Genomic DNA, 21,588 nt, shown 5'->3' on the forward strand with positions numbered 1-21,588 from the left:
TTCAGGACGCCGATTTCAGCGGCGCTGCTATATGGGGATCGAAGAAACTTGGAGCGCTCATTCCGGGGATGTATTGGTCGGAGATATAAGCGCGGCAGCGTTCCATGAAGATTCTCGTCAATCTTGACTGTTTCATCGGCTTGTAAGTCGCCAGGCCGAGCAGCATGGGCCGATGGGTACCGGCAAGGCGGACCCGCACCATGCGCTTTCCATCGAGCGACTGATCGGATTTGGGGCGCACGTTGAAGAGTGCGTAGCCAATGCCGTTGGCGACCATGGACCGGACCACTTCCGTGGACTGCGAACGCGCCGCGATGTTCGGCGTCACGCCTGCCTTTTCAAACAGGGAGGTGAAATAGTCCCGGCTCATCGGCATATCGAGCAGGACGTAGGGTTCGGGCGCCAGCTCTTCGAAGGAGACGACCTTCTGCTGCGCCAGCGGATGGACCTCGCTCACCAGGACATAGGGCGGCATCGTCGCCAGGCTCTCGAACTGGATGTCGTCCTCAAGGTGCAGGTCGTAGGTGATCGCCACGTCGATCTCAAGCGCATGGAGCTTGTTCATCAAGACTTCCTGATCGCCTTCGACCATCTGCAGCTCGATTTTATTGAAGGCGCGCGAAAAGCCGAAGATGACCTCGGGCGCAATCATTGCCGTGAGCGACTGGAAGCTTCCCACCCGCAAGGTGCCCTGGATGACGTCGCTCGAATCGGAGGCGATTTCATAGAGTCGGGACGACCGTCCGAGCATATCTTCGCAGTGATGCAGAACCAGCTTGCCGATGGTGGTCAGGCCAATGCCCTTGGAAGAATGGCGCACGAACAGCTGCACGCCCAGTTCGGCCTCGATATGGGCGATCGCTGCGGAGATCGAGGGAGAGGAGATATGGATTTGCGTCGACGCAGCGGCGATGCTGCCATGCTTCGCCGTTGCGACGAAATACTCCATCTGGCGCAGGGAAATGCGATTGAGCATGTCGAGATCAGGAAAAGGGGAACGATCCAGTGTACTGGAGAAGGTTTGCCCTTTCGAGTGCCGGCTGCCTAACCGGCGCTGTCACGCTTCATTCGATGCGTCGGACTGGTCACAGGTTTCCGGGAACGCCAAAGCTGGGCGCCGCGCGGGGATCGAGCGCTCGCTTGACATAGTCCTTCAGTTGCGGCGCGTAAACCTGCCAGGCGGCATGGAGGGCCTCGACCGGGTCGTTTTCTACCCAGTCCAGGCGCAGATCCACGACAGGCCAGTTTTGCGCATCGTACACCAGCAGGCCTGCCGAGTGCACCGGACCTTCCTCGCCGCCGGCGGCCTGGCCGGCGAGCATGGCCTGCATCAGCCGTTCCGCGAGCGCGCCTTCGGTCTGCTCGAAGGCCGACAGCATGGCCTGGGGCACTTCACGCGTCGCCAGCATGTTGCCCGCGCATGCGGCATGGGTGCCGACCACGCTTGCCAGGGTGCCGAGCGCCCTGGCACCCGTGAAAACCACTGGCGGGTTGTGCGCGTCGATGGCCATGAGCTGGCGATACTCGATATGGGGGCGCTTCTGCAGTTCCGCGAGGGCGCGTTCCGGCGTCAGGCCGCTGGCCATCAGGTCCAGGGCGAGGGGCCCCAGATCCGGGTCGGTAATGTTCTGGCTCGCGGCTGCACCGACCCCTTTGCGGCCGCGGATGCAGCGCGAGGCAACCGCCGGTGACGAGGACGCCACGGCGGCGCCGAACTGGCCGCTGGCGGGGCACCGTGCAATGATGGAAAAGGTCATGGCAGCTCAGTCGGGGATGACAGCGGTGGCGTCGATCTCTACCAGCCACTCGGGGCGGGCCAGGGCCGATACGACGATGCCGGTCGAGACCGGGAAGACACCCTTCAGCCAGCGGCCCACGACGCGATACACCGCCTCGCGGTAGCGAGGGTCGATGATGTAGATCGTGATCTTGCAGATGTCCTCGAGCTCGCCGCCGGCTTCCTTGAGCAGCATCGCGATATTGGCCATGGCCTGCTCCGCCTGTCCGGCGACGTCCCCGATGCACACGCTCTCCGAGGTGTCGAGGTTCTGGCCGATCTGCCCTCGCAGAAAAACGGTACGGCCTCGCGCGACAACGGCCTGGCAAAGGTCGTTGTCCAGATTCTGTTCCGGGTAGGTGACTTTGGTGTTGAAGGTGCGGATGCGGGTATGCTTCATGGTCGATTCGGATCGATTCGGCAGGTGGCGGGAGATTGGGGGCGATGCACCCGACTGCATGGTCATGTGCAGCCGCTGGCGGCGCCATTTGTATTTTCCTGCCGGCCGTTTAGGAATTTCCGAATACCACCGAACCTCACACGACCGCTAACCTGCTCCAGACGGCGGAACCATCCACAACCCCATCGGGAAATGTGAGGCACCCCTACGAAAAAGCCGACTTGGCCGCCTGGTACGACTTTCACATCATAGGCTCCGTAATTCGAAGTCATTGCGTCAACGTCGTTGCGTCAGCAACGCGTCGCTGCTTGTGATTGCATTTCCCGGTGGCACGTTCAAGCGTATTTCCAGTTCTATCAGATGTTTATCTTTTCGATTGGGGGTTAGTAAATGACGATTCGCAAGCTTTTGGCACTTTGCGCGCTCTCCGCCACGCTTGGCAGTACGGCGGCATGGGCCCAGGAAGCCTTGGTGGTGAGCACCTGGGGCGGCAGTTTCCGCGACCTCATCGATGAAAGCATCGGCAAGGAATTCACGCGGCAAACCGGCGTGCCGGTCAAGTACATCACGGGCGGCACCATCGACCGCCTGAACAAGGCGAAGCTTGCCTCCAAGCCCGAGAGCGACGTTACCTTCACGACTTCCCACGTCGGCTGGCTCTACGCCAACGGCAATCTCTTTGAAAAGCTGGATACGAGCAAGATTCCGAATTACAAGCATCTTGTCGAGCGCGCCAGGATCAGCCCGTATCACATCGGCAGCTGGGCCTATGTCTATACCATCGGTTATCGCGCCGACCTGGTGCCGCCCAGCGTCAAGTTCGAGAGCTGGAACGACCTGTGGAGCCCGGCCCTGAAAGGCAAGATTGGCGTGCCTGACTTCGATCCGAGCCACGTGGTCGCGGTTTCCGCCATGCTGTCGGGTGGCGATGCGCAAAGCTGGGAAAAGGGGCAGGACAAGCTCAAGGCGCTCAAGCCCAACTTCAAGGCGTTCTATACCAATGACGCCAATGCGCAGCAGCTGATCGCCACCGGCGAAACGCCCGTGCAGGTCATCCTGTCGATCAACGCCTATCACATGATCAGCCAGGGCGTGCCGGTCAAGTTGGTCACGCCCAGGGAAGGCGCTGTGCTCGGCATCGATACCATGGCCATCACGAAGGGCTCCACCAAGGCCGATCTGGCTTACAAGTTCATGAACATCGCCTTGTCCCCGGAAGTCCAGTCGAAGATCGTGGCCTTGAAGAAGGCCAGCCCCGTCGTCGACGACGCCAGGGTTTCGCCTGAAGACGCCAAGCTGCCCGGCGTGTTCACGACGAAGGAGCAGTGGGACAAGGCCATCCTCGTGGACCACAAGCTGCGCGCCGAGAAGACTGCGGAATGGCGCAAGTGGTTCACTGAAAACGTCATGAACTGAGCCCGCTAGCAAGAGTGTGGAGGGAGGGTCGCCGCGGCAATGCACCGCGCCGATCCTCCCTCGCCGATTGAGCATCTGGAATAAGGTTTAAGAATGCGCCCCGATTCACGAGCCTGGTTGGTCTCCCCGGCAGTACTTGTCGCGCTGTGCATCGCAGTATCGTTGATTGCGGTCCTGCAGTTCAGCTTCCGGGCGTATGTGCCCGGCTCCCTGGACGTCGGCGGATTCACGTTCGCCAACTTCAGCGACCTGACCAAGTCGATTTATCTCGACGCGTTCTCCAACACCTTGTGGCTGAGCGTGGAGACGACCGTGTTTTCGCTGCTGGTTGCGTACCCGCTGGCCTATGCCCTGGTGCGCGTCAGGAGTCGGGCGCTCAAGTCCTTCATCCTCGTGGTGTCCATCACGCCCCTGTTTCTGGGGGAAATCGTGCGGACCTACTCCTGGATCGCCGTCCTGGGCAGCAATGGCTTCATCAATGGCGCGCTGCGAAAGCTCGGCCTGATCGACTGGCCACTGGAACTCATGTTCACACACCTGGGCGTGCTGGTCGCGCTGGTGCACGTGACGATTCCCGTCGTGGTCCTGATGCTTGCCACGGCAATTTCGCATATCGATCGCGACTACGAAAAAGCCGCCCAGAGCCTGGGTGCCGGCCCGGTCAGGACCTTCCTCACGGTCACGCTGCCGCTTTCGATGCCGGGTATTCTGGCTGGCATCACAACTGCGTTCGCCTGGACCTTCAGCGCCTTTGCGACGCCTCAGATGATAGGCGGAGGCCGCGTGCCGACGGTTTCGACACTGGTGTACCAGCTTGGCTTCGCTTCCATGAACTTCCCGCTGGCGGCCAGCCTGAGTGTGATGGGCTTGCTGCTGACGGCCGCAGCGCTCTTTTCCCTGGGGCTGTTCACCAAGCGACTGAAAGTCGTTGGAGGACACTAAGAAATGAGAATCAAAAGCGCTTTGCCTTTGCCGCTGCGTGTCGCGGGCCCGCTGCTCGTCGCCATCCTGCTTGCATTCGTGCTGCTGCCGGTCGTGGTGGTGACGATCGCCGCCTTCAACGAAAAGGCGATCATCACTTTCCCGCCTGAATCCTATTCGCTGACATGGTTTGCACGCGTCTTCAGTTATCCGGATTTTCGAGATGGATTCCGCGCCAGCCTGGTCATCACCGGATGGTCCTCGTTGATTGCGCTGGTGATCGGGACCTGCCTGTCGATTGCCGTCAAACGGCTGGAATTCCCCGGCAAGCAGACGCTGCTGGCCATCCTGCATTCCCCGCTCGTGGTGCCGCACTTCACGCTGGGGCTGGGCCTGCTCATCCTGGTATCACAGGCCTCCATACACCGCTCATATGGCGTCGTCATCCTGTGTCACGTGATGCTGGTGCTGCCGTTCGTGCTGAAGAGCGTCTATGTTTCCATGGAAAACCTGGACGCAAGGCTGGAACAGGCGGCAGCAAGCCTCGGTGCGTCGCCGCTGAAGGTGCTTTTCACGATTACGATTCCGCTGCTCGCGCCGGGGCTGTTTGGCGGCTGGTTGTTTGCGGCAATCATGTCGTTCAGTGAATTAACCGCATCGCTTTTCGTCACGACGCAAGACACGCAGACGCTGCCCGTTTCCATGTACAACTATGTGCGGGAGTTTGCCGATCCGACGCTGGCCGCGCTGTCAGTTGTCTATATAGCCGTGACGGCTAGCGTGCTTGCCTTTGCAAACTATTTCCTGGGCCTGGGGAGAATCCTCAATATCGAGGAAGGGCATTGACCGGCATGCGCTGCTGAAAGCCGCGCCAATGGCGGGCTGCCTCAGCGCGTGGCGGCGCCGCGGCACTCACTGCCACACAGGGGCGGCGTAGTCGGCAAAGCCCCCCTTTATGAGAACCTGTCTTGATGGCCACGTCCATGACGACGCTTCTGCTATTGCACGACGCCGCCGGCCGGATTTTCGTGGGCTAATGGATATGGTTCTGGCGCCTGCGGTGGCCTTGGCCGGCTCTTCACCCAAAGCCCAAACTCCCGCATCACCTCCACAACAGGCGCAAGGCGCGCGCCATCCTCTGTCAGTTCGTACTGCACCGTAACAGGAACAGTCGGAAACGCTGTTCTCTTCACCAGGCCGACTTCCTGAAGTGCTTTCAGGTCCAGGGTGAGCATGCGCTGCGAAATGTCTGGCATCTCTCTTCGCAGTTCGTTGAAACGCTTCGGCCCTTCGAGTAAGTACGAGGCGATCAGCAGCCGCCACCGGCCGCCCAGCAGGCGCATTGCTTCCTCTACCGAACATCCCGACACAGCCGTCTTCATGGAGCCTCTCAGTCATAGGTATAAAAAATGTACCTACACCACATTTTAGTGCCTTCTTCCCTTTCTATACCATCTTCAGCATCATTCGATCCATCAGCAAGGCACGCCGCTTTGCGATGACCTTTAGGGATATGAAATGAAGCTGTACTACATTCCGGGTGCTTGCTCGCTGTCGCCCCACATCGTGTTCAATGAATTGGGGCTGGACGTAACCCTCGCGAAGGTGGACTACAAAACTCACGAAACTGAAGACGGTCGCGATTTTTTCGAACTCAGTCCTTTTGGCTACGTCCCACTCCTTGAACTCGACGACGGCACGCGGCTGTGCGAGGGGCCGGCCATTGTTCAGTATCTGGCAGATATGAAACCCGAGTCGAACTTGGCCCCGGCGAACGGGACCATCGACCGCTATCGTCTGCAGGAGTGGTTGAGCTTCCTGACTTCCGAGATCCATAAGGGCTTCATTCCGCTGCTCTATGCGAGGCTGGCGGGCAAGTACGGCGTCGAGACTGCGAAGCCGAAGTTGGAAAAGCGTTACGCCTGGCTTAACGAGAAACTCGCCGGCCGCGACTATCTGATGGGTGACACCTACACTGTCGCCGACGCCTACCTTTATTCCCTAACCCAATGGGGCCAAGCCGAGTGGCTTGAGTCGGTCTACAAGACCGACATCCACTTCGACGGCCTGGAGAATCTCAGGACCTGGTATCTCCGTATGCGGGAGCGGCCGGCTGTGCGCAAGTCCCTGGATACCGAAGGCCTCAGGTAAGGCTTCGGTTCACCTAAGAAGCCGCGTTCACGAGGCCAATGGCGGCTATGCGTTGGTAGCTGCCTAAATCAGCCGCGCCGTCTCCGCTCGCGCCCGTGCGTATTCCCCAGCCAGCACATCAACCAGCGCTGGCGCTGGTCGAACTGTGGGGCTTCGGGAATTCGTTCATCGGCTTCCTCCTGGTCGACGCGACGCTCAGTTCGGCCCGATGCCACGCGACAACACCTCGTGCGCCCATGTCACCGCCGCGCGCGCCGGCGCCTGGCCGGTCGACTCCACGCGTTGCGCCAGCCTGAGCACCCGTTCGCGGATGCCTGCCACTTCGTCGCGCAGGTCCGAGTCGTCGACACCGCCGAGGTATTCCCGGGCGCAACTCACGATGCCGCCGGCATTGATGAGGAAGTCGGGCGCATAGAAGATCCCGCGCTGGTGCAGGATGTCACCTTCGGCGAGCGAAGCGAGTTGATTGTTTGCCCCGCCGGCGATGGCCCGGAAACGGCAGCTTTCGGCCACGGCCGGGGTGATGACGGCACCCAGCGCGCAAGGCGCGAATACATCGGCGTCGACGGCCGTGATGGCTTCCGGCGATACGACGCGGGCGCCAAACTGCTGTTGCGCCTGCGTCGTGCGGCCGGCGTCGATATCGGCCACGGTCAGGGTGGCGCCCGCTTCATGGAGACGGCGGCAAAGCTCCCAGCCCACCGAACCCAGTCCCTGGACGGCCACGGACAAGCCGGCGAGCGACTTGCGGTCCAGGCGATACAGCGCCGCCGCCTCGATGCCGACGAACACGCCGTATGCCGTCCACGGCGAGGGATTGCCGCCGAAGCCGCCGTCGCGCGGCATGCCGCTGACGTAGCGGGTCTCGGCCTGAACGGCACACATGTCGTCCACCGTCGTGCCGACATCCTCGGCCGTAATATAGCTGCCTTGCAGCGACTCGATCATGCGGCCGAAGGCGCGGAAGAGTTGCTTGCGGTCGGTCTGCGCCGGGGAACGCAGGATCACCGCCTTGCCGCCACCGAACGGCAGCCCGGCGAGGGCGTTCTTGTAGGCCATGCCCTGTGACAGGCGCAGCGCATCGGACAGCGCGTCGGCTTCGGCGGGATAGGCCCAGTACCGGCAGCCGCCGAATGCGGGGCCCAGTCTGGTGTTGTAGATGGCGATGATGGCCTGCAGGCCGGATTCCGGATCGGTGGCGAGCGTTACGCGCTCGTGGGACAGGCCTTCGCCGGTGCCGAAAAGGCGGACAGCGGCCGCCGCGTGGGTACGGTCGTTCAACTTCTTCTCCATGACGTGGGGAATGCAAAGCTGTAGCTCTGCCTTCCTTGACACACCGCCTGGGTTGCAGTGCGGTGCGGCGTTGATGGGGCCTGGAGCCCCAATCCCGTTCGGCTGCGGGCGATCTTGTCGCGCCGGCGCCGGGTTGGCATCTTACCCAGTTTCTCGGTGCGGGCGGGGCTAGGGTTTTCGCTTACCCCAAGGTCGGCCTCCACATCCGCTTACCGTGTCTCGGGACTCTTACGGCTGGCACCGCGTGCTACCTGGCCACCGTGCAGCACCGCGTTGCGGCGCGCGTACAGGAAGTAGATCGACAGGCCGATCCCCAGCCAAATGAGGAAAGCGATCCAGGTCAGCGCTTGAAGGTGCGCCATCAGAAACAGGCAGAAGCCCACCGATAGCAGCGGAACCACCGGCACGCCGGGACAGCGGAAAGCTCTCGGCAGCTCCGGACGGGTCCGGCGCAGCACCAGCACCGCGATCGAGATCAGCGTGAAGGCGGAGAGCGTGCCGATATTGATCAACTCGGCCAGCACATTGAGCGGCATGAATGCGGCGATCATCGCGAACACGATGCCGACGGTCCAGGTGGCGAAATACGGCGTGGCGACGCGCTCAAGTTCGAGAAGTCGCCGCACCCCCGCAAGCCCTGCGTCCGGGCGCGCCTGGTCATCTTCCTTGATCAGGCGGACCGGCTGTCCGCCGAGCTTGCCGCCGCCTTGCTCAACGGCAAGCAGAAAGCCATCGTATTGGTCGCGCCCGACATCGGCCGACGGCCCCGAAAGGGTGGCAAGAATGCCGACCTTCACTTCAGCACTGGCCAGCGCCGGCGCGAGCAGCGCCAGCGCGGCGGCGATTGCCACGCATTTCTGTTTCATGTCTCCTCCGTCGAATTGTCATTGCCCGTCAGGCACTCTATGTGGTGCCCGTGCGGACGCGAGCCTGAACGGCTCCCCATGTCAGGCGGCGAACGCCGCCCGTGGTATTGCCCTACTGCAACGATGTCTCCAGTTCGCCCAGTCCATCAATCCAGACGCGGATACTGTCGCCGCGCTTCAGGAAGACTCCCGATTCCATCCCAACGCCGGCAGGCGTCCCGGTGAGCAGCACATCGCCCGGATACAACGTGAGCCGCTCGCTCAAGTAGGCGATCTGCTCGGCAACCGTGTAAAGGTGATTGGACGTATTCGAGTTCTGCTTGAGTTCGTCATTGACCCAAAGCTTGATATCCAGCGCTTCAGGGGACGCCACGAAAGCCGCGGGAGTCAGGTAAGGACCGAGGGGACAGGAGCCTTCAAAGCACTTGTGGCCGATCCAGTCAAAGCGGAACGGCGAGCTTGCATCGACCTGCTCGCGACGCAAGTTGTCGCGTGCCGACAGGTCGTTGGCAATGGTGTATCCCGCTACACAGTCGAGCGCGTCGCCCGGCGATATGTTGCGGCATGCCGTGCCGATCACCACCGCAAGTTCAGCCTCCCAGTCGAGCATTCGCGTGTGCGAGGGATAAGGCAGCGCCTGGCGGTGGGCGGACAGTGTCCCCTGGCCGGCCTTGATGAAGTGCCACGGCGGTACGCCATCGGCCTTCGGATCTGTCGTCAGGTCCATATTGAAGGCCTTTGCCATGGCCACGACATGGTCGCGGTAGTTCGCCCCTGCCCCATAGATGACACCGGGCTGGCTCAGCGGCGGCAGGAAGCGGATCTGTGCGGGCTCCATCGTCTCGGTGGCCAGCGGCAGTTGCGCAATGAAGCGCGCAATGCGTAGCTGCGCGGCGGGCCAGTCCTGCAACAGGCCGTCAACGGTGCCTGCGGCGAATTGCACATGCCGGCTGTCCGCGTGCACGCCGACGTTGATCGTGCCATCGCGGCCTTCGTAGTTGAACAGTTGATATTTCATTTCACCTCACTGGTTGGGGGATTCTGGCGCTTACGTGTCCGCCAAACCAGCCGTCCTGGATGATGTCAATGTATAAACTGGCGTAATGCCCGGCCAGAACGCGACCGGCACCGATGCGGCAGGCGCAAACGGCTCGACCGGAGCATGACGGCCGCCACTTCCTGCTGGACATGGCAATGAGCGTGGCCGCGCGCGCCAAGATTCGCAATGCACTAGCGAGGGGCTCGAAATTGACGGGCTCCCGCCCGGCGAAAGCCGTAGGTGACCTCACTCGCACGGCTGGAGCGTGGCCTACGCGGACGTTCAGTCAGATGCTGGAAACCATCCGAGATGGGCTCGATCCGTCGACCGTCGACAGCACTGAACTGCGCAGATGTCGCATCTCATGCCTTCAACGGACATTCAACAGCCATGTTTGGGGGTCGGAGAAGGGTCGGTCGGCGACCGTCTGCGGCACAGTTTTCGAGGCACGCGTTGCAGCCCGACTGACGGAGACATCAGCGAAGATCTGCAGCGCGCGCAAACTGATTCTACCTTCGTTCGAAAGGAGATGATCATGGAGACGTCGAATTCACCCGTGACCCCGCGTGCGCCATTGAATAAGGGTAAGGTCACCGGACAAAAGCCGCCGCTGAAGCTCTGCGAGATCTGGGCGATTCGTACAAGGCTACAGATGTCGTCGAATCTTCGTGAGCTCGCACTGTTCAATCTTGCGATCGATAGCAAGCTTCGAGCGTGTGATCTCACAAGGCTATGCGTACGAGACGTTTGTCAGGGCACCCGCGTTAGTATCCGCGCGATGGTGATCCAGCAAAAGACGCATAGACCGGTTCAGTTCGAGATTACGGAGCAGACCCGCTCAAGTCTTGAGGCATGGATCGCCCATCGCGGATTGCGCTCGTCGGATGCTCTGTTTCCGAGTCGGATTCACGCCTCGGCCCACCTGTCCACACGTCAGTACGCCAGGCTTGTACATCGCTGGATCGAGTCCATCGGCTTAGACGACACGGCGTACGGCACCCACACCATGGGGCGGACCAAGGCGTCGCTCATCTACCGTAGAACCAAGAACCTTCGCGCAGTGCAATTGCTGCTGGGCCACACGAAGCTGGAGAGCACGGTTCGCCACCTCGGTATCGAAGTCGACGACGCGCTTGAGATGGCAGAGCAGACCGAAGTATGACAAACCTCTGGCCGGCGAGGGGGCGCTTGCCGGCCATCTACGGACGTTGGCTTATGCCGTAACGCCGACGCTCAAGCATCAGTTCCACCCGGCTATCGGACGCCTGTGCGGAAGCGCACATACTGTGACGAAGCTTTTCCATACCGTCTTCAACGTTGAAACCGCGCATCGCGGAAATGCACCGGAGACGATTTTGGCATCACTACTTTATGGTGCCGATTGGGCCGGCGGGCTGGTGTTGGCGGTCGGAATATTCATAAGTATCCTGATCGCCCTGGAGCTCGGCCGGCTGGTGTGGCAATGGCAGGTTTCCTCCGGTCGCGAACCGGAGACAACGGGCATCAGCGCGGTCGCAAGCGCGATATTCGCACTGCTTGGGCTATTGATCGCCTTCACCTTTTCCGGGGCGGCAAGCCGCTTTGATATGCGGCGTACGCTGATCGTCCAGGAAGCCAACGATATCGGCACTGCTTACCTGCGTCTGGATCTGCTACCGCCACCAGCACGTAGTGAGTTGCAGGAGATATTCCGGCAATATCTCGATGCCCGGCTTGACGCCTATCGAGCCGTCCCTAACCGCAAACGCGTCGAGGCTTCCTTGGTACGTTCGGACGTGCTGCGTGAACGCCTCTGGACAAGATCCGTAACGGAGTCCCAGCGAACCGCTAGTACGGCGGCCACCATGCTTCTGTTACCAGCCCTCAATGCAGCATTCGACACGGCATCGACCCGACTCGCCGCAACAAAGGAACATCCACCCGTCGTCATCTTCGGCATGCTTTTCGCGCTTTGCTGGGTTGGGGCCTTGTTTGCGGGCTATGGCATGGCCAGCCGCAGTCCTCGAAACTGGTTGCATGCGCTTTTTTTCGTGGCCTCGCTGACGGTGACCCTCTATGTCATCGTCGACTTGGAGTTTCCGCGGCTGGGCATGATCCGCGTTGACACTTTCGATGAGGTGTTGCAGGAAGTCCGCAATGGAATGCGATGACCATTGACGCCAGGAAGCCTGCGCCCAGATGGTGCAAAGATGGTGGTCTGTGGAAATGTTAGATTTGTGACACGTTTCATAGCACAATTCTGTGCATGAAACGATCCTTGCATCCGACCCGGACCGTCGCCATGGGCTTCCTGCTGGCCATCATGGCAGGCAGCGTACTGTTGATGTTGCCTTGGTCACGCGTCGATGGCGGCAGCGCGCCCTGGCTCACCGCATTCTTTACCGCAGTCTCGGCGGTCTGCGTGACTGGCCTAGTTATCGTCGACACGGGAACTTACTGGTCCGGATTCGGCCAAGCGGTGATCATGGCACTGTTCCAGCTTGGCGGCTTTGGGATGATGACGGCCTCCACCCTTCTGGGCCTGATGGTCAACCGCTCGCTGCGATTGCGTGCTAGGTTGATTACCCGGGTTGAAACCCATACGATCAGTTTGGGTGACGTCACCGGCGTGGCGAAGCTGGTGCTGGTGGTGACATTGAGTTTAGAGGCGATCATCGCGGTGTGGCTAGCCTCGAGGCTGCATCTCACCTATTCCCTTCCTTGGCACGAAGCAGCGTGGATTGGTTTGTTTCATTCCATATCGGCCTTCAACAACGCCGGCTTCTCAACCCACGCAGACAGTCTTACACGCTATGCGGCCGATTTCTGGGTACTTGGGCCGGTGATGGTGGCAATCGTCATCGGCGGCATCGGTTTCCCCGTGCTGCAGGATTTGCGGAACAAGATTGCCGATCCACGCCGGTGGTCCCTGCATAGCAAGCTAACCTTGTCGGTTACAGGGGTGCTTCTAGCAACGGGTATTCTTGGCCTGCTGTTGTTCGAATGGAATAACCCAAGAACGCTCGGCGCCATGCCGACTGCAGGTAAGCTGTTGTCCGCGACATTTGCGTCCGTCTCCGCCCGTACCGCCGGATTCAACTCAATCGACATCGGCGCGCTAACTCATGAAAGCCTGGCGCTGCATTTTTTCTTGATGTTCGTTGGCGGAGGTAGCGCCAGTACCGCCGGCGGAGTCAAGGTTGGCACCATTGCAATACTCGCATTGCTGGTGCTCGCTGAGATCCGCGGTCGTGGCGACACTGAGGCGTTCGGGCGGCGCGTTAGCAACTCGGCACATAGGCAGGCGATCACCGTGCTGGCACTGGGAAGCGCCCTAATTACGGCGGGAACACTCACCATTCTATTCGTTACCGAGTTGCCGACTGATCAGGTCATCTTTGAAGTCATTTCAGCTTTCGGTACAGTTGGCTTGTCGACTGGCATCACAGCGGACCTTCCGGCTTCCGCTCAGCTTACGCTGACCGCGCTCATGTACGCAGGCCGGGTCGGCACCATTACGCTCGCCGTATCGTTGGCGATGGGCGAGCATCGCACGCCATACCGCTACCCTGAGGAGCACCCAATTGTTGGCTAGGTTATTTACCGAGCAATTCTCTTTTTCTGCAGGAGACAGCGTCGTTGTGATCGGGCTCGGACGTTTCGGCAGCTCAGTTGCGCAATCGCTAATCCGCCTCGGCCACGATGTCATGGGGATCGACAAGGATGCCGATCTTGTGCAGCGCTGGTCAAATGCGTTGACCTACGCAGTCCAAGCTGACTCGACTGATGTGGCTGTGATGCGCCAACTCGGCGTGGCGGATTTCTCTCACGCCATAGTCGCGATCGGCACAGACATGTCGTCCAGCCTGATGACTTTGATGTCACTGACCGAACTTGAGATCAAGGATATCTGGGTCAAGGCCTTTACCCCTGAGCATGGTCAGATCGCGCAACGCATCGGTGCGCACCATGTGGTTTATCCAGAAGCGGACATGGGTGCACGAGTTGCACATTTGATCACCGGTCGCATGATCGATTTCATCGAATTCGACGATGGCTTTGCCATCGCTAGGATCCATGCGCCAACTTCAACCCACAATAAGGCGCTGTTGGTGTCCAGGGTGCGCGAGAAATTCGGCGTTACCGTGGTGGGCATCAAGCGTCCCAACGAAGAGTTTGAACATGCGACAGCAACCACCACGATCCAGCCGGGAGACTTGCTGGTCGTCTCTGGGCCGACTAGCAAGATCGAACGATTCGCTGGCAGTACGGAAAAACAATAGCGGTGCGCACTTGTCATGGCTTGGACTGGTGGCTGATAGGCGCCCATGATTTAGTCCACCCCAACATCACCATACCAGTAGTAGCAGGCTCGCTTGCGCCGCGAGCGCGTCTTACCGTAACGGGCGAATCAACTCCCTGCCTGTCCTAGCGGACATCGATTCTGTAGCAACTTCCCACGCCGATGCACGCGTAGCCCCTTCAGTCGGACGCCGCCGCAGTAGATTCGTCGGCGCGTTCCATGCTCGGTCTTCGGCCCCTGGCATAAATGAAACCCCAGGTCAGCCCTATGGTGGCAGCTATCGCCGATGCCAAGAGCACGCCAAGCTTGGCAGCCCCAAGTAGGTTGACATCCTCGAACGCAAGCGTGGCGATGAATATCGACATCGTGAAGCCGATGCCGGCCAGTAGTCCAACCAGGCATACGCCGCGCCAGGTCACGTCGGGCGGCAACTGGCACCAGCCCAGGCGTACGGCCAGCCAGCTGACCGACACGATGCCGAGAGGTTTGCCTACGACCAGTGCAAGGACAACACCAAACATCGCGCCTAGCGATCCGCCGCTAGTGAGATCGACGCCATCAATGCTCACTCCGGCATTTGCCAAGGCAAAGAGCGGCATGACAAGGTAGGCGACCCAAGGGTGAAGCGCCATCTGTACACGGATCACGGGCGGTAGTAGCTCCCGCTGGGCGTGACGCAGTTGCTTAAGCGGTGCCGCGATGTGTTCTGGTTTAGGTGTCCGAGCGGTCGCGCGAGCGCGCAGATCAAGGAGCGCACGCATGGCCACATCCAAAGGCCGTTCTCGCGTGCGACCGGGCAGTACCGGCGTCATCATGCCAAGCACGACGCCAGCGAGCGTCGGGTGGGCACCGGTCTTCAGCATTCCCAGCCACAGAATGGCCCCCGGTACGACGTAAGCATAGGCGGTTCCGACGCCGATCCATTGCAGCCCCAGGACCATTAGAATACCTGTACCTGCAACAAGAAGCCCCCCATAGTCCAACCCGCCCGAGAAGGCCACTGCGATAATCAGGACCGCGACAATGTCGTCGATGATCGCCAGCGCGAGCAGGAACACTCGAACGTTGCCGGGTATGGATTTGCCGAGTAACGCGAGCACCCCGACGGCGAACGCGATGTCAGTAGCGGTTGGCACCGCCCAACCCTGGCGCTGGGGCATCTCTGTGTTTATCGCGAGGTAGATCAACGCGGGGACGATCACGCCACCAAGCGCCGCAGCCATTGGCAGGGCCGAAAGGCGCACGTTCGCCAGCGCTCCCTCATGGATTTCGCGCCGGATTTCCATCCCAACGACGAGAAAGAAGATGGTCATCAGGGCGTCGTTGATCCAAAAATGCAGGGATTGCGATACCAGATGGCTACCTATCCCGAATGAGAGCGGGGTATGCCATAGGGCGTGGTAGCTGTGGGAAGCGGGGGAATTCGCCCAAAGCAGCGCGATCCCGGCGGCGGCGAGCAGGACAATGCCGCTAACGGCCTCGATATGAAGAAAATGTTCGAGCGCCGAGAATGCCTTCTCGGCTAAAACTTGAGCACGCGGCAATGGTTGCCGTGGTGGGGGCGGTGGGGGCGGGAGTCGGTCCACAGTCATAGAGCATTTGCGTTGGCGGCCCGACCAACGCATTAACCTGTCTCACTGCGACGTGCAGCGTAGACACCCTATCGGCGATTGTACATGAGCAGCCGACAAGCGACGGCACGACAACATGCGGTCTGTGACGGCAGCCGTCCCCCTGCGCTAGCAGCGGAACCCGCAGACATGCACTGCTGCAGACTCACCTCTATCGCGTGTCACCGTGGCCGCACTTCAGTCATGGCCATGGTGCTTAGGCACCAGCAAGACCGGAACGGGAGAGGAAGCTAACACGCGCGCTGCCACCGACCCGAGGACGGCCGACAGGAAAGCGCCCCGGCCGTGCGTGCCCATGACGATGACGTCGGCTCGGCACGCTAGCACCACGTCTACGATTCGTGGCGCTGGCTCACCAATGCAAGCATGTTCGGTCACCGCACAGTGAGCCGCCTTCAGTAATGGGCGAATTGCCTGGAATGCGTTATCTGCGGCCTCGTTTGCCCACTGATCGATCTGGGGCTTCGAGAAATATGCCTGCGCCCTGCCGCTGATATCGGGAAACGCGTGCACTAGGTGCACTTCCAGCGGGCGCTCAAAGAGACCGGGAGAAACCAGTCTTCTCGCGGCTCTAATGCTGTATGGCGAGCCGTCGCTCGGTAGCACGACAATGGTCATCCCGGCCTCCTATAGCAACGATTCAAGCTTACGTAAGCTCTTCCGCCTGTGATTGATTCACGTCAAAGCAGCACGCTCTCAAACCTGTAACCAGGCAGAACCCGGTGTACCACCCGCGCCGGAGTACGTCGCACACGTACCTGAATGTTACCCCGGCATGGCCCGACTCCTTGCTGTCGATGGAGCGGTCTCCGATCGCTTCGTGCTAGGCACTATCAGCCGCCGTCCGACAATAGAAAAGCTGTCGACAATGTTGACGAGGGCTTCAAGAATGGGTGGGCAATCGCGGCGACGTCCGAAACAATGCGCGCAAACGACGCGAGGTTATCGAAGCCTACTTATTGGTGGTATCGCGTCGGTGCAACGTTCGATGCACTCAAGACTCCTAAAGCGGTAAGTAGAGGATCAGCCGCAGATGGCGGCTCTTTCGTGCGCCGCAATTAGCCTGGTTCGGTGCTCATGGAGCCAGCAGGAAGAAAGTCATGAGTTCGCGCGACGTCCGGGCCCGGCACGTCAGCCAGTAGCGACAAGAAGATCGTTGAAGAGCGCCGGCCGGCGTGAGGCTAGGTCAACTGCACCATGGGCACCGCGCAGCTGTTCAATGTCGTCCCCGGCCAAACGGAACCTGGCCGTTGGCTGCCGGCAAGGCCGGCTCAAACCAGGCGCTGGCCGCCGTCGATGTGCAGCGTCTCGCCGTTCATGAAGTCGTTCTGGATCAGGAACATGACGGCGGGCGGCAGCCTGTTGCATAGGAACGATCTTCTTCAGCGGCAGCCGTGCGCTGAGCTCCGTGACATAGCCGCCGCGGGCGTCGCCGAGCGTGCGGCCCAACAGCGGGGTGTCGGTGGTGCCGGGTGAAAGCGTGTTGAAGCAGCTCGGGATCCCGCTGTTCATCCGCACAACGAGGTCGTTGCGCCTGACCCACGAGGCGAGGGGTTGCGCGAGCGCGCGATGCGCCTGTTGCACGAAGCGGCCGAGGCTGTGCAGTGTGTGCAGCAGGTCAGACGTGCTGGTTTCCGGGAGCGACAGCAGGCGCGCCACCCCGGAGTTGGACAGCTCGCGCTTCTCGCGGGCGAAGATTTCAAAAACCGCCATGGCACGGCCCGCGGCGGGAATCATAGCGGGCATCGAGATTCATCAGAGAATCGGCGACAGGCAGCGCGAGCGCTACTCGCTTTTCCAGCCGTGCCGGTGGCCAGTCCGACCTGCTTACGCAGCCGGCTGGCGCTCCGACGTACAAGCCCTCTGTAGCTTGTAGCGTTCTCATCGCGCGCCGAGGGCGCGGGAAATGATGACCTTCTGGATGTGGCTCGTACCCTCGTAGATCTTGGTCACACGCGCATCCCGGTAGTAGCGTTCAACTGGGAAGTCGGTCAGGTAGCCGTAGCCGCCGTGGATCTGGATGGCGTCCGAGCACACCTTCTCCGCAATCTCGCTGGCGAACAGCTTGGCAATCGACGCCTCCTTGGCGCACGGCACGCCGGCCGCCTGCAGGCGCGCCGCGTGCAGCATGTACTGGGTGGCTACTTCTACCTGCGCGGCCATGTCGGCCAGGTCGAACGCCACACCCTGCAGCTTGATGATGGGACCGCCGTAGGCTTCGCGTTCGTTCGCGTACTGCACGGCCGCCTCAAGCGCGGCGCGCGCCACCCCGCACGCTACCGCCGCGATGCCGATGCGTCCTTCCGACAGCATGCTCATCACCTGCTTGTACCCGCGCCCTTCCTCGCCGAGAAGGTTCTCCACCGGCACGCGATGGTCGTCGAGCTGGATCGCCGCCACGTGCGCCGAGCGCTGGCCCAGCTTCTCCTCAACGCGCGCGACGTTGTAGCCCGGCGCCTTTGGGTCGACGATAAACAGGCTCGGCCCTTTCTTCCCTTCCGGCGTTTCGGTGCTCGCAGCAATGCAGATGCCGGCGCCCGCCTCGCTGCCGTTCGAGATGAATTGCTTGCTGCCGTTCAGCACGTAATGATCGCCCTCGCGGCGGGCGGTAGTGCGGAAGGCGTTGGTGTCGGAACCTGCCTGCGGCTCGGTCAGCAGGCCAGCGACGATGGTTTCGCCCGAGGCCATTCCGGGCAGGTACTTGCGCTTCTGTGCCTCGTTGCCGGCCTGGGCCACCGCGCCGGCGAGGCCATTGTGCACGTGCAGGATGGTGGCAAAGCCGGCGTCGGCCGCGGCGAACTCGGTGATCGCCAGGCAATACTCGACGAAGGTCGCGTTCGAGCCGCCGTATTCCTCGGGAACGTGCATGCCGAGGAATCCCAGTTCGCTGACAGCCTTCAACTCGTTGCGCGGCCAGGCGCCAGTGCGGTCTCGCTCGGCCGCCGTGGCGGCCACCACTTCCTGGGCCACCTTGCGGGCGGCGTCGCGGATCATGATTTCCTGTTCGTTCAGGAGCACTGCGCTGGTATCGCTCATGTCTGTTCTCTCTCGGGTACTGTCAGGGGAAACTGCGGATGGCGGCCTCTGGCCGGCAGGGCAACCGCAGTTGCCTGGCCACTGTGTCGTGTGAGGTTCCGTTCCACCAATCTTAAGCAGGGGACGAGTACTTGCTCCCCTCCCTTTCTTGCAGGGGAACGCGTCCGCCGCGCAGGCCGTACGGGATGCTCAGGGACGCCGCCGGGTCAATATGCCGCTTCGTAGATTGCCAGTGCGTCGGCCTCGGTAACCGGACGCGGATTGTTCGCCAGCAGGCGGGTCTGTAGCATCGCATCGGCCGCCAGGCGCGGCAGGTCGCCGCGTTGCACGCCGACGTCCCGCAGGCGGGCCGGAATGCCCGTTACCTCGATCAGCGTTTCCGTATAGCGGATCAGCATCTCCGCCTTGTCATTCGCATTTCCTGACGCTGCCGGCAGAAGCATCGACGCGAGTTCGGCGTAGTGATCCGCCGCGGCAGGCATGTTGAAGCGCAGCACGTGCGGCAGCACCAGCGCGTTCGACAACCCGTGCGGAACGTGAAAGATGCCGCCGAGCGGGTACGCCAACGCATGCACCGCCGCCACTGGCGCGTTGGCGAAGGCCTGTCCGGCGAACATCGCCCCGAGCAGCATGCCTTCCCTGGCCCTCCGGTCCGCCCCGTCATCGCATGCGGTTAGCAGGTGTCGGGACAGCAAGCGCAACGCTTGCCGGGCCAGCATGTCGGAGACGGGATTCTTAAGGTGGGCAGTGGTATAGGCCTCGATCGCGTGGACCATGGCGTCGATGCCAGTCGCGGCAGTGGCTTCCCGCGGCAGGCCGAGAGTCAGCTCGGCATCGAGAATGGCCAGGTCGGCCAGCAACGTCGGCGAGACCACGCCGGTCTTGGTGGTCTCGCCCGTAGTGACAATGGAGACCGCCGTCACCTCCGACCCCGTCCCGGCCGTGGTTGGCATCTGCACCAGCGGCACGCGGCCGCTGGTGATCTGCCGCACGCCATACATCTGCTGCAGCGACTGCGTGCCTGGCGCAAGCACGGCGAGCAGCTTGGCGACGTCCATGGACGAGCCGCCGCCCAGGCCGAGCACGACTTCCACCTGCGCCGCCCGCGCGCAGTGCGCGGCCTCGACCACGATGGCTTCCGGCGGGTCGGCCACCACGTTATCGATCAGCGTGACGCGCCAGCCGTGGGCGGTCAGGCTGGCCAGGGCCGGCGCGATCAGCCCATTGCGGTGCAGGAATCCGTCGGTCACCACACAGAGGCGCGACAGCGCCGGAAAGTGCTCGCGCAGCAGCGCGCCAAGGCGGCGTGCGGCACCGTACTCGACGACCACCGCGGGGACGGTCTGGAAGCGAAACGCGTTCAAGTCGGGGATCTCCGGCAAGTCAGGTTAGTTTCGTGGCTGTGGAAGCACTCCGGAGGGCTGAGGACACCGGCTCCAGGCACATGTCGGCGCCGCACCGAGCGAGCTGCAGAAGCAGCATGTGACGCTCGTCGGCCGATGCACAGCGGGCCAACTGCCTGGCCAGACTGTCGCACCGCTGCCGCAAGGCCGGTAATGCGTCCGGCTGTGGCGCGGACACGCTGCGCGGTGCCGGCTGCATGCTAATGCAGTGGTTCTGCGTCATGCTGGCACTCCATTTTCAGCCTCCCGGGCAACCAGCGGTCCAACGCCTCGCTTCAGCACATACCAAGCCACGCCGGACTCGTCGTCACGCACGTCGACCTCGCTCCGCGCGTGCAGGTAGTTCAGGTGCGCCACGGTCTCGCCGGTGGCGAGGGCGTACTGCAGCGCGTCGTCCGCCGGTATCTGCCTGGCAAACAGCACACCGAACAGATCGACCACGCGCCTCGGCTCGCGCAATGCATTGCGCAGCCTGGCGTTGGCTTGCCTCAACGCGTGTTCCAGCCGGTCAATGCGCACATGGAGCCCCTCGAACGGCTCATTGTGTGCCGGCAGCACCAGCACGTCTGGTGGTACCTGACGGCGGATGTGCGCCAGCGACGCTTCCCAGCCGCCCAGTGGATTGGCGTCAGGCTCCATGGGATGGACCGAGATGTTCGGCGTGATGCGCGGGAGCACCTGGTCGCCGCCGATCAATACGTGGAGATCGGGCGAATACAGGCACGCATGCTCCGGCGTATGGCCCTGGCCAACGATCACGCGCCATGTGTGCACGCCTATCCGCAGCGATTCGCCTTCGTGCAGGCGACGGTAGCTGCGCGGCAGACGGGAGATCATTCGCCCGGCCCGTCCGAAGCGCCGGCAATAGCCGTCGAGCGCCACCGCGTCCCAGCCGGCGCGCCGGTAGAACGCATGGCCCTCGGACGGCGCTTCCTGCCCCGCCTCGGCGACAATCGCGAGGCTGTGCATGTACTCGAGCCGCGTCATCCAGAGGCGGCAGCCAAAGCGCTCCGTCAGCCAGCCGGCCATGCCGACATGGTCCGGGTGCTGGTGCGTGACGATCACACGCGTAACGGGACGGCCATGCAGGGGTCCGTCGAGTAGCGCTTCCCAGGCTTCGGCCACGTCCGGGGATGACACCCCGGTATCGACGATCGCCCAGCCCTCGCCGTCGTCGACGGCCCAGACATTGATGTGCGCCAGCATGTTGGGCAGCGGCAACCGCATCCAGAACACGCCCGGCGCGATCTCGAACGCCTGGCCGTGCGCGGGCGGCTCCCCGCACGGGTAGTGCAACGCCGCCGACGGTATGCCGGGGCGTTCGGAATCTGGTCGATACATGGCTTCACTCCTGGGCCGGCCTGGCGCCGCCG

20 protein-coding genes and 2 pseudogenes are annotated in these 21,588 nt (G+C 61.9%); 8 read left to right on the plus strand and 14 right to left on the minus strand.

Annotated features, from left to right (window positions below):
• Position 1: 1 nt before the first annotated feature.
• The 3 genes from AC3WRR_RS21155 to AC3WRR_RS21165 all read right to left on the minus strand — a co-directional run bounded on the left by AC3WRR_RS21155 (position 2) and on the right by AC3WRR_RS21165 (position 2,177).
• Complete coding sequence (locus AC3WRR_RS21155) at positions 2–976, minus strand: LysR family transcriptional regulator (RefSeq protein WP_354681834.1); 975 nt, start codon at positions 974–976, stop codon at positions 2–4.
• Between the two features lie 109 nt (positions 977–1,085).
• Positions 1,086–1,757: a DUF1028 domain-containing protein gene (locus tag AC3WRR_RS21160; RefSeq protein ID WP_454750895.1), complete on the minus strand. Its 672-nt coding sequence runs from the start codon at positions 1,755–1,757 to the stop codon at positions 1,086–1,088.
• A gap of 6 nt (positions 1,758–1,763) precedes the next feature.
• Complete coding sequence (locus AC3WRR_RS21165) at positions 1,764–2,177, minus strand: RidA family protein (protein ID WP_010812548.1); 414 nt, start codon at positions 2,175–2,177, stop codon at positions 1,764–1,766.
• A 390-nt stretch (positions 2,178–2,567) separates the two neighbouring features.
• On the opposite strand from AC3WRR_RS21165, the gene AC3WRR_RS21170 reads away from it, so the two are divergent.
• The 3 genes from AC3WRR_RS21170 to AC3WRR_RS21180 all read left to right on the plus strand — a co-directional run bounded on the left by AC3WRR_RS21170 (position 2,568) and on the right by AC3WRR_RS21180 (position 5,360).
• Positions 2,568–3,593: an ABC transporter substrate-binding protein gene (locus tag AC3WRR_RS21170; RefSeq protein ID WP_037025618.1), complete on the plus strand. Its 1,026-nt coding sequence runs from the start codon at positions 2,568–2,570 to the stop codon at positions 3,591–3,593.
• A gap of 93 nt (positions 3,594–3,686) precedes the next feature.
• Complete coding sequence (locus tag AC3WRR_RS21175) at positions 3,687–4,535, plus strand: ABC transporter permease (protein ID WP_011616607.1); 849 nt, start codon at positions 3,687–3,689, stop codon at positions 4,533–4,535.
• 3 nt (positions 4,536–4,538) lie between these two features.
• Positions 4,539–5,360 carry an ABC transporter permease gene (locus AC3WRR_RS21180; RefSeq protein ID WP_492298049.1) on the plus strand — a complete coding sequence of 274 codons (822 nt, stop codon included), beginning with the start codon at positions 4,539–4,541 and terminating at the stop codon, positions 5,358–5,360.
• Positions 5,361–5,512: 152 nt separating this feature from the next.
• On the opposite strand, the gene AC3WRR_RS21185 is transcribed toward AC3WRR_RS21180, so the two are convergent.
• Complete coding sequence (locus AC3WRR_RS21185; protein ID WP_011616605.1) at positions 5,513–5,896, minus strand: winged helix-turn-helix transcriptional regulator; 384 nt, start codon at positions 5,894–5,896, stop codon at positions 5,513–5,515.
• A gap of 136 nt (positions 5,897–6,032) precedes the next feature.
• On the opposite strand from AC3WRR_RS21185, the gene gstA reads away from it, so the two are divergent.
• A complete protein-coding gene (gstA, locus tag AC3WRR_RS21190) occupies positions 6,033–6,665 on the plus strand; it encodes a glutathione transferase GstA (protein WP_011616604.1) in 633 nt (210 codons plus the stop codon).
• 195 nt (positions 6,666–6,860) lie between these two features.
• Here the strand turns inward: gstA and AC3WRR_RS21195 are convergent, their stop codons facing one another.
• The 4 genes and pseudogenes from AC3WRR_RS21195 to AC3WRR_RS21210 all read right to left on the minus strand — a co-directional run bounded on the left by AC3WRR_RS21195 (position 6,861) and on the right by AC3WRR_RS21210 (position 9,842).
• A complete protein-coding gene (locus AC3WRR_RS21195; protein ID WP_492298052.1) occupies positions 6,861–7,958 on the minus strand; it encodes a Leu/Phe/Val dehydrogenase in 1,098 nt (365 codons plus the stop codon).
• A gap of 209 nt (positions 7,959–8,167) precedes the next feature.
• Positions 8,168–8,554 (minus strand): annotated as a pseudogene (locus AC3WRR_RS21200) (amino acid permease C-terminal domain-containing protein); the annotation flags it as partial.
• Positions 8,555–8,563: 9 nt separating this feature from the next.
• Positions 8,564–8,824 (minus strand): annotated as a pseudogene (locus AC3WRR_RS21205) (ABC transporter substrate-binding protein); the annotation flags it as partial.
• Positions 8,825–8,936: 112 nt separating this feature from the next.
• On the minus strand, positions 8,937–9,842 hold the full coding sequence (locus AC3WRR_RS21210) for a fumarylacetoacetate hydrolase family protein (RefSeq protein WP_492298054.1): 906 nt from the start codon (positions 9,840–9,842) through the stop codon (positions 8,937–8,939).
• Between the two features lie 556 nt (positions 9,843–10,398).
• Between AC3WRR_RS21210 and AC3WRR_RS21215 the strand changes: the two genes are divergently transcribed.
• From AC3WRR_RS21215 to AC3WRR_RS21230, 4 genes are all read left to right on the plus strand, one after another.
• A complete protein-coding gene (locus AC3WRR_RS21215) occupies positions 10,399–11,025 on the plus strand; it encodes a tyrosine-type recombinase/integrase (protein WP_439669663.1) in 627 nt (208 codons plus the stop codon).
• 124 nt (positions 11,026–11,149) lie between these two features.
• Complete coding sequence (locus AC3WRR_RS21220; RefSeq protein ID WP_492298056.1) at positions 11,150–12,013, plus strand: bestrophin-like domain; 864 nt, start codon at positions 11,150–11,152, stop codon at positions 12,011–12,013.
• A gap of 131 nt (positions 12,014–12,144) precedes the next feature.
• The gene (locus tag AC3WRR_RS21225) at positions 12,145–13,437 is read left to right on the plus strand and encodes a TrkH family potassium uptake protein (RefSeq protein ID WP_246840263.1); all 1,293 of its coding nucleotides are present in this window, start codon (positions 12,145–12,147) and stop codon (positions 13,435–13,437) included.
• Positions 13,430–14,125 carry a potassium channel family protein gene (locus tag AC3WRR_RS21230; protein ID WP_454751330.1) on the plus strand — a complete coding sequence of 232 codons (696 nt, stop codon included), beginning with the start codon at positions 13,430–13,432 and terminating at the stop codon, positions 14,123–14,125. Before AC3WRR_RS21225 ends, AC3WRR_RS21230 begins: the two co-directional genes overlap by 8 nt.
• A 199-nt stretch (positions 14,126–14,324) precedes the next feature.
• Here the strand turns inward: AC3WRR_RS21230 and nhaA are convergent, their stop codons facing one another.
• The 6 genes from nhaA to AC3WRR_RS21260 all read right to left on the minus strand — a co-directional run bounded on the left by nhaA (position 14,325) and on the right by AC3WRR_RS21260 (position 21,556).
• Entirely contained in the window at positions 14,325–15,737 is a 1,413-nt protein-coding gene (gene nhaA, locus AC3WRR_RS21235; protein ID WP_052181700.1) for a Na+/H+ antiporter NhaA, read from the minus strand.
• A gap of 216 nt (positions 15,738–15,953) precedes the next feature.
• Entirely contained in the window at positions 15,954–16,394 is a 441-nt protein-coding gene (locus tag AC3WRR_RS21240) for a universal stress protein (protein ID WP_010812563.1), read from the minus strand.
• Between the two features lie 513 nt (positions 16,395–16,907).
• Positions 16,908–17,522 (minus strand): helix-turn-helix domain-containing protein, encoded by a 615-nt coding sequence (locus AC3WRR_RS21245; RefSeq protein ID WP_492298059.1) that lies wholly within the window; start codon positions 17,520–17,522, stop codon positions 16,908–16,910.
• A gap of 135 nt (positions 17,523–17,657) precedes the next feature.
• Positions 17,658–18,812, minus strand: coding sequence for an acyl-CoA dehydrogenase family protein (locus AC3WRR_RS21250; protein ID WP_058698842.1), 1,155 nt, complete (start codon positions 18,810–18,812; stop codon positions 17,658–17,660).
• Between the two features lie 206 nt (positions 18,813–19,018).
• Positions 19,019–20,176 carry an iron-containing alcohol dehydrogenase gene (locus AC3WRR_RS21255; protein WP_058698854.1) on the minus strand — a complete coding sequence of 386 codons (1,158 nt, stop codon included), beginning with the start codon at positions 20,174–20,176 and terminating at the stop codon, positions 19,019–19,021.
• 258 nt (positions 20,177–20,434) lie between these two features.
• A complete protein-coding gene (locus AC3WRR_RS21260) occupies positions 20,435–21,556 on the minus strand; it encodes an MBL fold metallo-hydrolase (protein WP_058698844.1) in 1,122 nt (373 codons plus the stop codon).
• Positions 21,557–21,588: the final 32 nt, after the last annotated feature.

The organism is Cupriavidus sp. FW305-3-2-15-C-LB2, from assembly GCF_058787575.1.

What these genes read in the sequence shown, in the direction of transcription:
- AC3WRR_RS21155 (WP_354681834.1), bottom strand. Translation starts at nt 976, where the DNA reads ATGCTCAATCGCATTTCCCTGCGCCAGATGGAGTATTTCGTCGCAACG.
- AC3WRR_RS21160 (WP_454750895.1), bottom strand. Translation starts at nt 1,757, where the DNA reads ATGACCTTTTCCATCATTGCACGGTGCCCCGCCAGCGGCCAGTTCGGC.
- AC3WRR_RS21165 (WP_010812548.1), bottom strand. Translation starts at nt 2,177, where the DNA reads ATGAAGCATACCCGCATCCGCACCTTCAACACCAAAGTCACCTACCCG.
- AC3WRR_RS21170 (WP_037025618.1), top strand. Translation starts at nt 2,568, where the DNA reads ATGACGATTCGCAAGCTTTTGGCACTTTGCGCGCTCTCCGCCACGCTT.
- AC3WRR_RS21175 (WP_011616607.1), top strand. Translation starts at nt 3,687, where the DNA reads ATGCGCCCCGATTCACGAGCCTGGTTGGTCTCCCCGGCAGTACTTGTC.
- AC3WRR_RS21180 (WP_492298049.1), top strand. Translation starts at nt 4,539, where the DNA reads ATGAGAATCAAAAGCGCTTTGCCTTTGCCGCTGCGTGTCGCGGGCCCG.
- AC3WRR_RS21185 (WP_011616605.1), bottom strand. Translation starts at nt 5,896, where the DNA reads ATGAAGACGGCTGTGTCGGGATGTTCGGTAGAGGAAGCAATGCGCCTG.
- gstA (WP_011616604.1), top strand. Translation starts at nt 6,033, where the DNA reads ATGAAGCTGTACTACATTCCGGGTGCTTGCTCGCTGTCGCCCCACATC.
- AC3WRR_RS21195 (WP_492298052.1), bottom strand. Translation starts at nt 7,958, where the DNA reads ATGGAGAAGAAGTTGAACGACCGTACCCACGCGGCGGCCGCTGTCCGC.
- AC3WRR_RS21210 (WP_492298054.1), bottom strand. Translation starts at nt 9,842, where the DNA reads ATGAAATATCAACTGTTCAACTACGAAGGCCGCGATGGCACGATCAAC.
- AC3WRR_RS21215 (WP_439669663.1), top strand. Translation starts at nt 10,399, where the DNA reads ATGGAGACGTCGAATTCACCCGTGACCCCGCGTGCGCCATTGAATAAG.
- AC3WRR_RS21225 (WP_246840263.1), top strand. Translation starts at nt 12,145, where the DNA reads ATGGGCTTCCTGCTGGCCATCATGGCAGGCAGCGTACTGTTGATGTTG.
- nhaA (WP_052181700.1), bottom strand. Translation starts at nt 15,737, where the DNA reads ATGACTGTGGACCGACTCCCGCCCCCACCGCCCCCACCACGGCAACCA.
- AC3WRR_RS21240 (WP_010812563.1), bottom strand. Translation starts at nt 16,394, where the DNA reads ATGACCATTGTCGTGCTACCGAGCGACGGCTCGCCATACAGCATTAGA.
- AC3WRR_RS21245 (WP_492298059.1), bottom strand. Translation starts at nt 17,522, where the DNA reads ATGCCCGCTATGATTCCCGCCGCGGGCCGTGCCATGGCGGTTTTTGAA.
- AC3WRR_RS21250 (WP_058698842.1), bottom strand. Translation starts at nt 18,812, where the DNA reads ATGAGCGATACCAGCGCAGTGCTCCTGAACGAACAGGAAATCATGATC.
- AC3WRR_RS21260 (WP_058698844.1), bottom strand. Translation starts at nt 21,556, where the DNA reads ATGTATCGACCAGATTCCGAACGCCCCGGCATACCGTCGGCGGCGTTG.